Here is a 1,237-nt window from a genome sequence, read left to right as displayed (position 1 = left end):
CCGCGCCGGCACCCGCCTCAACCAGGCGACGATCTCTTCCATCGCCTCGATGGAACGGATGATTTCGCCGCCCGATACGATGACGGTGTCGAAAGGGCCGTCGCGCAGAGGTCTGGTGAGAAGCTTCAGGCCAGAGGAGCTTTCAACGCCGCCGCCGCCGGGCGACAGCAAAACCAACTCATAGCTGTCCGGGCGGCAGCGCTCCGCAATCTCGAAGACGGTTGTCGGCCCGGCCGCATCCAGAAGCTGGAAACCGGGGTGAACGACGACGGCAACGTGCCTGCGCATGGCAGTATTCGCCCGATTTATGTCATTTCGGACGAAACCTAACGCCGGTAGCCTCGTCGTCAAGCCATCTGGAGACCGCCAAAAGTCCTGGACGAAACGCTGCGCGCCATCGCTGCCCGCCATGGTGCCCGCACGGCAGACTTCGTCGCCATGCAACTCGGATATCCCCGGCCACGCGCATCGCCGTGACGTCGCGAGTCGACGGGCATCTGACCGGCTCGGGGGGACTTTTCACGGCAAGGGAGTGACTGATGAAAGCATTGATCGCCGGGGCCGGTATCGGCGGCCTCACCACTGCTCTGTTCCTGCATGAGGCAGGCATCGAGGTCGAACTTTTCGAGCGGGCCGACGACATCCGCGAACTTGGCGTCGGCATCAACATGCTGCCTCACGCTGTCAAGGCGCTGGCCGGGCTTGGGCTGATGCCGGCGCTCGACGCGGAGGGGGTGAGGACACGCGAGCTTGTCTACACCAACCGCTTCGGCCAGATCGTATGGCAGGAATTGCGGGGCATCGATGCCGGCTATGAGGTTCCGCAAATCAGCATTCATCGCGGCAGGCTGCTGGGGCTGATTCACCGGGCCGTGGTGAACAGGCTTGGCGGCGACGTCATCAGCACGGCAAGCCGTGTCGATGCCTTCGAACAGAACGAGGGCGAGGTCGTGGCGCATTTCCGCCGGCATGACGGCTCGCGTGGCGAGGCCCATGGCGACCTGCTCATAGGCGCCGACGGGATCCATTCCGCCGTCAGGGCCGTGCTCTATCCCGAAGAAGGGCCGCCGATCTGGAACGGCACGATGCTGTGGCGCGGCGCCACGCCGTGGCCGGTCTGGCGCGACGGGCGCACCATGGCGGTTGCCGGCGGCAATTTCGCCAAGTTCGTCTATTATCCGATCGAGCCGGATCGCGAAGAGACCAGGCTGACGAACTGGGCGGTAATGGCCAATAC

Annotated in this window: 1 protein-coding gene and 1 pseudogene; one reads left to right on the top strand and one right to left on the bottom strand. The window is 64.4% G+C overall.

The window, feature by feature from the left end:
• Positions 1–444, bottom strand: a pseudogene (locus tag EN914_RS38860) (hypothetical protein); the annotation flags it as partial.
• A gap of 95 nt (positions 445–539) precedes the next feature.
• Here EN914_RS38860 and EN914_RS35945 point away from each other — a divergent pair.
• Positions 540–1,237 (top strand): FAD-dependent monooxygenase (locus tag EN914_RS35945; RefSeq protein WP_164779192.1); only part of this gene is annotated, 698 nt, incomplete at its 3' end.

This window comes from Mesorhizobium sp. M7A.F.Ca.CA.001.08.2.1, from assembly GCF_003998455.1.
GTDB lineage: Bacteria > Pseudomonadota > Alphaproteobacteria > Rhizobiales > Rhizobiaceae > Mesorhizobium > Mesorhizobium ciceri.
The sequence above is the reverse complement of the archived record's forward strand: the minus strand, read 5'-3'. Positions and strand labels throughout refer to the sequence as shown.